Raw genomic sequence first — 7,954 nt, 5'->3', positions numbered from 1 at the left:
GGGCGGGCGTTGGTTGTCGATCTGATCGCTTGGGCGCGGCGGGCGGGGTTCGCGGCGATTCAGTTCAATGCGGTGGTCGAGACCAATGTGCACGCGATCCGGTTGTACGAGAGTTTGGGGTTCGTGACGTTGGGCGTTGCGCCGGGGGCGTTTCAGCATCCCGTCGAGGGACGGGTGGGGTTGCGCATCATGTGGCTGGAGCTGTGATTCGCTGTTCTGTGAGTATTACTGGACAGCGATCGGACATGCGTCCGACGACGAATTCCTGGGCTTGATCGCAGTTTCGGCAGACGTCATCGCGGTGACGGGGCCGTCCCGGAAGTGGGGTTGCTGGGGCGAACGCGATCCCGAGATAGCGGTCTTCCAAGGCTTCCCGGACGCCGCCGCCCGCGATGGATGGCGCGAGCGGTGGAGTCGTCCGGATTTCGCGCTCGCATTCGAGTCGCTCCCGTCCGGCGGCAGCGCGCGCTGCCGCCTTCGTGACCGCGGTCACGGGAAACTTCGGCGAGCACCGAGCCGAACTGCGCTGACCGGCGAATCCGGCGCCCGGTCGCGTGCGCGAGAGAAGGCGGGCTCGGCCGAACGGCCTACGACGTCCGGCGGGCAACGGATATTGCCTGACCAACGTCACCCCAACGGCCGTTTTTCCCGGACAGAAGTGGGACTTAGCTGGTTCCAGCCGGTGATCACCGGCGTTGGCCAGCGTGAGTCGGGGCACGCGGTGTGAGATCGGAGGCGCACGTGCGTCGTACCCGTTCACCTAGAGCCTCGACAAGATCGGCCAGAAGACGGACGGGCGTGGTCGCCGCGGCGGTGCTCGCCGCCGGGCTGGCGACACCGCCCCTCGCCGGAGCGCAGGAGTCCACTGTGGACGCCAACGCGAACAAGCAGATCGCCGCGTTGCAGGCGGTGAAAGCCGGGCAGACCGCGACTGAGTCCAAAATAGACAGCAAGCTGCTCGTCCAGGAGAAGATCCGCACGCGGAGTCTCAGCGCGGCCGCGCTGCCGGGCGTCGCCAAGACCGCGGACAAAGCACTGGTCGACATCCGCGTCACGAAGGTCAGCGACGGGCTCGTCAACGACCTGCGCAAAGCCGGGGCCGAGGTGCGGGCGGTGTCGAGTACAGCGGCCAGCATCCGCGCCGAGGTACCGCTCACCGCCCTGCCGGAGATCGCGAAGCGCGGCGACGTGAAGCACGTCGAGACCGCGGATCAGGCGATGACGGCGCGGCAGCGGGAAAACACCAAGGACGGCACGGAAACCAAGCAGCAGAAGGCTGACCGGATCGACCGGCAGCTCAAGGAAGCGATCGGCGCCAAATCGCAGGTCGTCAGCGCGGGCGATCGGGCGCATAACGCGGACATCGCGCGCCAGCAGTTCGGTGTGACCGGCACCGGCGTGAAGGCGTGCGCGCTGTCCGACGGGGTCGATTCGCTGGAGGTTTCCCGCACCAAGGGCGAGCTTCCTGCGGTCGATGTCCTGACTGGACAAGCCGGCAGCGGCGACGAGGGCACGGCGATGCTGGAGATCATCCACGACCTCGCCCCGAACGCGAAGCTCGGTTTCGCCACGGCCTTCACCTCCGACGCGAGTTTCGCCGACAACATCCGCAAGCTCCGTTTCGACGCACACTGCGACGTAATTGTCGACGACGTCATTTACTTCAAGGAATCCCCTTTCCAGGACTGGATCATCGCGCAAGCGGTGAACGACGTGACGGCCGACGGCGCGCTCTACTTCTCCTCCGCGGGCAACGAAGGCAACGTCGCCGACGGCACCGCGGCGCACTGGGAAGGCGACTTCGTCGACTCCGGCATTTCGATCGGCAAGTTCGCCGGCACGGCGCACAACTTCGCCGGCGCAGCCGGAAAGCAGGCGTTCGAGCCGATCTCGGACGCGTCGTCGGCCAACATCCCGGTGACGCTGCACTGGTCCGACCCGCTCGGCGCCGCCGCAGACGACTACGACCTCTACCTCCTCGACGCGCGCGGCAACGTCGTCAGCTTCAGCCAGGACGTCCAGAACGGCGCCCAGGACCCGTACGAGCAGCTGGCCACCCCGCTGTTCGGCGGGACCGGGCTGCGGCTCGCCGTGGTCAAGTTCTCCGGGGCCGGCCGGTATCTCTCGCTGACCGCGTTCGGCAGCCGGTTCCGCGACTCCGCGGACGGGCTCAAGGCGTACTCCACGCCTGGCGCGGTGGTGGGCCACGCCGCGGCGCGCAAGGCGTTCGCGGTCGCCGCGGCACCGGCCGAGGCGGCGTTCGGACGGCCGCTCGAACCGGGCGACCCGGCGAACCCGACCGGACCGTATCCGGCGGCGTATTCCTCGGCCAGCAAGGCGGAACGGTTCAGCTCGGACGGTCCGCGACGCGTGTTCTTCGAAGCCGACGGAACGCCGATCACGCCGGGCAATGCGTCCTCGACCGGCGGAGAAGTGCGGCAGAAGCCGGAAATCACCGCGGCGGACGGCGTGCACACCTCGGTGAGCGGATTCGACCCGTTCTTCGGCACCTCGGCGGCCGCACCCCACGCGGCCGCGATCGCGAGCCTGGTGCTGTCCGGCAATCCCGGACTGTCCTCTTCGGACATTCGCGAGGCGTTCCTGAAGACCGCCGTGGACATCGAAGCACCCGGCACGGACAACCTCACCGGTGCCGGAGTGTTGTTGGCGGACAAGGTGTTGGCCTACACCGGAGCCAGCCCGCAGCCGTACGCGGAGGCCGGGCAGCCGACGGTCCGCGGACCCAACGGCGGCAGCACGCTGAACCCGGGTGACACCGCGACTGTCACGCTGCCGGTGAAGAACACCGGCGACGGCACTGCGGTGTCCACGAGCGTCGTGCTTACTTCGCCGACCCAGGGCGTCACGATCGAACCGCGCGCGAAGTCGTACGGCACGATCAGCCCCGGACAGACCGGAATCAACGACTTCGCCGTCACGGTTCCGGCCAACCAGCAGCTCGGCTCGCCGGTAGTGCTCAACGCGAAGGTGACTTTCGCGGGCTCGTACTCGCCGCGCACCAGCACGTATTCGCTGCCGGTCGGCACGCCGTCGCCCGTTTCCCAGGCGTTCGCCTATGCCGGGCCGGTGGTCGCGATTCCGGACAACTCGCAGCTCGGCGCGTCGGTTCCGCTCGTCGTGAGCGGCGTCGGTCCCGCGTCGAAGGTCTCGCTGTCGATCGACGGCAGCACCTGCACCACCGCGGAGAAGGCGACCACGGTCGGCATCGACCACACCTACGTCAACGACCTGGTCGGCACGCTGACCTCGCCGTCCGGGGCGACGGCGACGTTGTTCCAGAAGGGCGGCAGCAACGGCCACAACCTCTGCCAGGTGGTGTTCGACGATTCCGCGGCCAAGCTGTTCAGCACGGTCCGGGCCGCGGACGCGCCGTTCGCCGGCACCTACCGCCCGAGCACGCCGCAGACTCAGCCAGGCGGCTCGGCGGACGGCACGTGGACGTTCAAGGTGGTCGACACCGCGGGCGGCGACACCGGTTCGATCCGCAGCGTTTCGCTGCACGTCAACGGCTACGTCGCGGCCGGGCATCCGGCGGACGTGCACAAGACGGTGACCACGGGGCCGGTGCGACCTCAGCTCGCCTGAGAACGATGCGGGGCCGTCGCACTGCGCGGCGGCCCCGTACCGTTTCCGGCATGGCACGGCAGGTGGCAGGCGGCGGACGGGCGGTGGAAATCCCGCCCGAACGGCTCGACGGCTGGTTCGCGCGCTTCGCCGAACGCAACGACGGCGTGCGCACCACGGTTCTCACCGCGACGGAAGTACGAATCGCCGCGGAGAACGGCACCACGGCCACGGCGACTGTCCCGTTTGGACCGTTGCCGACTCAAGGCGAATACCCCGGGCTGGCCGTCGAACCACTAATCCGGCACGCGCAAACCCCGAGGCTGCTCGCACTGCTGCTGGTTCGAAAAGGCGGCCATTCGCTCGGCCTCGCCTACGACGGCCGGGTGGTCCTCTCCCGGACCGACCGCCACCACGTACAAGGCCGAACCGCGGCGGGCGGCTGGTCGCAGCAACGCTTCGCACGCCGCCGCGAAGGCCAAACGCGAGCGGCACTGCACGCAGCTGCCCAAGACGCGTACGAAGTCCTGCTGCCCAGACTGTCCGAAGTGGACGCTGTAGTGCTCGGCGGAGACCGCCGGGCGCTCGACGAACTGCGGGCCGACCGTCGGCTCGCCAAGCTGTTCGACCGCGCCGAACCGCGCGTGCTGGAGATCCCCGAACCGCGCCGCGAGGTGCTGGCCGAAGCGGCGCAGCGGGCGCGCGCCGTGGAGCTGGTGGTGAGGGACCCGACAACGGGACGCGAGTGAATCCGGACACGGCCGCGAAAACCGTTCGACGGCGACCCGTACACTGGGCTCGTGGTCATCAGGGCATTGGTGCGGATTCAGAGAGAATAACCGCCCGCTCCGCATCGCACGCGGTGCCGGAGCGCTCCAGCACGTCCACCTGACCACCCCCGTCTCCGGGAGTTCTCTTGATCACGGCCACCGGCCTTGAGCTGCGCGCCGGTTCGCGCATCCTGCTCAACGGCGCCACCCTCCGCATCCAGTCCGGCGACCGCATCGGCCTCGTCGGCCGCAACGGCGCGGGCAAGACCACCTCGCTCAAAGTCCTCGCGGGCGAGGGCGAACCGCACGCCGGCGACGTCCGCCGCAGCGGCGAACTCGGCTATCTGCCGCAGGACCCGCGCGAGGGCGACCTGTCGGTCACCGCGAAGGACCGCGTGCTGTCCGCGCGCGGGCTCGACACCCTGGTGCGCGACATGGAAAAGGCGCAGACCGCGATGTCCGAGCTGGTCGACGACAAGCAGCGGGACAAGGCGATCAACCGCTACGCGCGGCTCGAAGAGCGCTTCTCCTCGCTCGGCGGATACGCCGCGGAGAGCGAAGCGGCGCGGATCTGCTCGAATCTCGGCCTCGCCGACCGCATCCTCGCCCAGACGCTGAGCACGCTGTCCGGCGGTCAGCGCCGTCGCGTCGAATTGGCGCGGATCCTGTTCGCCGCCGCCGAGGCGGGCGCCGGCGGCAAATCCGAGACGATCCTGCTGCTGGACGAGCCGACCAACCACCTCGACGCCGACTCGATCAACTGGCTGCGCGGCTTCCTCAAGCAGCACGACGGCGGTCTCGTGGTGATCAGCCACGACGTCGAACTGCTCGGCGACGTCGTGAACAAGGTGTGGTTCCTCGACGCCACGCGCGGCGAGATCGACATCTACAACATGAGCTGGCAGCGCTACCTCGACGCGCGCGCCACCGACGAGAAGCGCCGCCGCCGCGAGCGCGCGAACGCCGAGAAGAAGGCGTCCGCGCTGCAGGCGCAGGCCGCGAAGCTCGGCGCGAAGGCGACCAAGGCCGTCGCCGCCAAGAACATGGCCCGGCGCGCGGAGCAGATGCTCTCCTCGCTCGACGAGACGCGCCAGGCGGACAAGGTCGCCCGTATCAAGTTCCCGGAGCCGGCCTCGTGCGGCCGCACGCCGCTGACCGCGGACGGATTGTCCAAGTCGTACGGTTCGCTCGAGATCTTCACCGGCGTCGATCTGGCGATCGACCGCGGCTCGAAGGTCGTGGTGCTCGGACTGAACGGCGCCGGAAAGACGACCTTGCTCCGGCTGCTCGGCGGAATGGAAACCCCGGACACCGGATCCGTCGAACCGGGTCACGGATTGCGTTTGGGCTATTACGCACAGGAACACGAAACGCTCGACCACGAAGCGTCGGTGTGGGAAAACATCCGCCATCTCGCGCCGGACACCGGCGCGCAGGAGCTGCGGAACCTGCTCGGCTCGTTCCTCTTCACCGGCGAACAGCTCGACCAGCCCGCCGGAACGCTGTCCGGCGGCGAGAAGACCCGGCTCGCGCTCGCTGGACTCGTGTCCAGCCAAGCCAATGTGCTGCTGCTGGACGAACCGACGAACAACCTGGACCCGGCCAGCCGCGCGCAGGTTCTCGACGCGCTGCGCAGCTTCGCCGGCGCCGTCGTGCTGGTGACGCACGACCCGGGCGCGGTCGAGGCGCTCGAACCCGAACGCGTGATCCTGCTTCCGGACGGCACCGAGGACCACTGGTCCCCGGATTATCTTGAACTTGTCCAGCTTGCCTGACCGAGTGCGTCCGTTCGGGTGCTTACCGTGTCGGGCAAAGCACTGGAATGGCCCAATGTGATCGCGGTTTCGATCGTTTTACCGCTGCCGTCTGGCAATCCGGCGCGTAGTGTTCGATCATTGCCCCGGCAGGGGCCGTGAATGGCCCGGAACAACCACTCGGCGGGAAGGCGATCGACGTGGCTGATCTCAAGAAAGGCGCGCGGATCACCGGCAACACGCGCGACAAGCTGGCCGCTGACCTGAAGAAGAAATACGAGAAGGGCTCGAGCATCCGGGCTCTGGCCGAATCCACCGGACGGTCCTACGGGTTCGTCCACCGGGTGCTGTCGGAGTCCGGGGTCCAGTTGCGGGGGCGCGGCGGGGCCACGCGGGTCAAGAAGAAGTAGCGTCAGCGCGGCCGTTGCGCGGGGGGCGCGCGGTCGGTCCGGAATCCCGGAAGGTCAGCGCGGCGCCGAGGAGTACCAGCGGGTACACGAGGTAGCCGTACCGGGTGGCCGGAGTGAGAAGGATCAACGCGCCGAGTCCGACGGCGGTTCGCGTCAGTGCAGCGGATCCCGTCGCGGGGGGCCGGCGTGCCAGCCAGATCAGCATCGCCACTGCCGCAAGACCCACCAGCACCAGGGAAATCGCGGTGCCGGCCGGTCCGGCCTGTGCGATCAGATGCCCGGGCAGCGGGCTCGCCGCGGGGGAGCGGACCGCGCCCATGCCGAGCGGGAAGCGGATCACGTGCTCGGTGAACGCCGCCGGGTTCGCCAGATACACCGGCAGATGCAGCACGATCGTCGTCGCGGCCAGCGCGGCCGCGAAGCGACCTGTTGCGGCCCAAGGATTTTCGCCGCGAGCCCGCCGGTAGACGAAGACCGCGAGCACCGCGGCCGCCGGGGCGACGATGAGTTTCGCGCTGATCACCAGCGCCAGCACGAAACCGGTCCATCCTGGACGGCCGGAAGAGGCGAGCGCGAACGTCAGCACGAGCAGGCCCACGATCGCGAGGTCCGGACCGGCGACCGCCCAGGTCAGCGCGGTGAGCGGACAGGCGATCGCGAGCTGTGCGGCGAAAACCGGGATGCGCGGCCGGTTCAGCAGGCGCCAGGAGGCGTACGCGCAGATCACCGCGGCGAGCGCGAACATCCAGCGCGCGTCGGTCAGTGCATTGAGGACTGGATTGCCGCCGAACAGCGCGCGCGGCAGCCCGAAGACGGTCATCACCGGGCCGTACGGGGTGTAGTCGTTCACCTCCGGTGCGCGGTGGAGCGCGGTGAGGTCGAGGTACGGGGTTCCGTTCCGCAGCAACAGATCCGCGCTGCGCTCGATCACCCACACCTCGGGCTGCGCGGCCCAGGAGAACGGGGTGGTCAGCCAGTCCGTACCGGTCAGCCGCCGGATTACGAGCATCGCCAGCGGCGCGCACATCGCGAACACGACAACCGCGCCGATACCTATCCAGCGCGAACCGAATTTGCCGTTAGTTTGCATTCCGCGGCGCGCGGAAATCGTGAGCCAGGCGCTGTGCGCGGCGGCCAATCCGTATCCGGCGACGGCGAAATTGCCCCAGATCCGGTAACCGTAGAACTCGGAAGCGAGCGCGGTGCCGAGCGCGAAGGCGAAGCAGCCGAGATAAAAGACGAGATCCCACGCGACGGCGCGCACGGGATGGGCCGCTTCGGCGCGCGCAGGGGCCATCAGCAGTTGCACCCGCGTTTCCTCCCCGGCTCGCCGACCCCGAAACGCCAGGCTACCGAGCCGGGCCCCGCCTTCCCGCACCGCCCGTGCCCCGCCCGCGCCCAAGGTCCGTGAGGGGAACCCTGAGGGACTCAGAGT

6 protein-coding genes and 1 pseudogene are annotated in these 7,954 nt (G+C 68.9%); 6 read left to right on the top strand and 1 reads right to left on the bottom strand.

What is annotated here, in order from left to right:
* The 6 genes and pseudogenes from D0D37_RS45140 to D0D37_RS45115 all read left to right on the top strand — a co-directional run.
* Positions 1 to 207 (top strand): GNAT family N-acetyltransferase (locus tag D0D37_RS45140; protein WP_116206704.1); only part of this gene is annotated, 207 nt, incomplete at its 5' end.
* Positions 208 to 798: 591 nt separating this feature from the next.
* Positions 799 to 3,606, top strand: a complete 2,808-nt coding sequence (locus D0D37_RS45130; RefSeq protein WP_162834796.1) for a S8 family serine peptidase — start codon at positions 799 to 801, stop codon at positions 3,604 to 3,606.
* A 50-nt stretch (positions 3,607 to 3,656) separates the two neighbouring features.
* Positions 3,657 to 4,334 carry an acVLRF1 family peptidyl-tRNA hydrolase gene (locus D0D37_RS45125; RefSeq protein ID WP_162834795.1) on the top strand — a complete coding sequence of 226 codons (678 nt, stop codon included), beginning with the start codon at positions 3,657 to 3,659 and terminating at the stop codon, positions 4,332 to 4,334.
* A gap of 158 nt (positions 4,335 to 4,492) precedes the next feature.
* Positions 4,493 to 5,080, top strand: a pseudogene (locus D0D37_RS48985) (ATP-binding cassette domain-containing protein); the annotation flags it as partial.
* A 75-nt stretch (positions 5,081 to 5,155) separates the two neighbouring features.
* Positions 5,156 to 6,130 (top strand): ABC-F family ATP-binding cassette domain-containing protein, encoded by a 975-nt coding sequence (locus tag D0D37_RS48980; RefSeq protein ID WP_377896483.1) that lies wholly within the window; start codon positions 5,156 to 5,158, stop codon positions 6,128 to 6,130.
* A gap of 179 nt (positions 6,131 to 6,309) precedes the next feature.
* On the top strand, positions 6,310 to 6,519 hold the full coding sequence (locus D0D37_RS45115) for a helix-turn-helix domain-containing protein (protein ID WP_003071237.1): 210 nt from the start codon (positions 6,310 to 6,312) through the stop codon (positions 6,517 to 6,519).
* Here D0D37_RS45115 and D0D37_RS45110 read toward each other — a convergent pair.
* The gene (locus D0D37_RS45110; protein WP_208720559.1) at positions 6,506 to 7,816 is read right to left on the bottom strand and encodes a glycosyltransferase 87 family protein; all 1,311 of its coding nucleotides are present in this window, start codon (positions 7,814 to 7,816) and stop codon (positions 6,506 to 6,508) included. The genes D0D37_RS45115 and D0D37_RS45110 overlap by 14 nt on opposite strands.
* Between the last annotated feature and the right edge of the window lie 138 nt (positions 7,817 to 7,954).

Origin of the sequence: Amycolatopsis circi (genome assembly GCF_003385235.1) — a bacterium.
GTDB lineage: Bacteria > Actinomycetota > Actinomycetes > Mycobacteriales > Pseudonocardiaceae > Amycolatopsis > Amycolatopsis circi.
Note: the sequence above shows the minus strand (reverse complement) of the source record. Positions and strands in the feature narration are given on the sequence as shown.

Bases quoted from the DNA above. Each gene is read 5' to 3' on its own strand.
- D0D37_RS45125 (WP_162834795.1), top strand. From the start codon at position 3,657: ATGGCACGGCAGGTGGCAGGCGGCGGACGGGCGGTGGAAATCCCGCCC.
- D0D37_RS45110 (WP_208720559.1), bottom strand. From the start codon at position 7,816: ATGGCCCCTGCGCGCGCCGAAGCGGCCCATCCCGTGCGCGCCGTCGCG.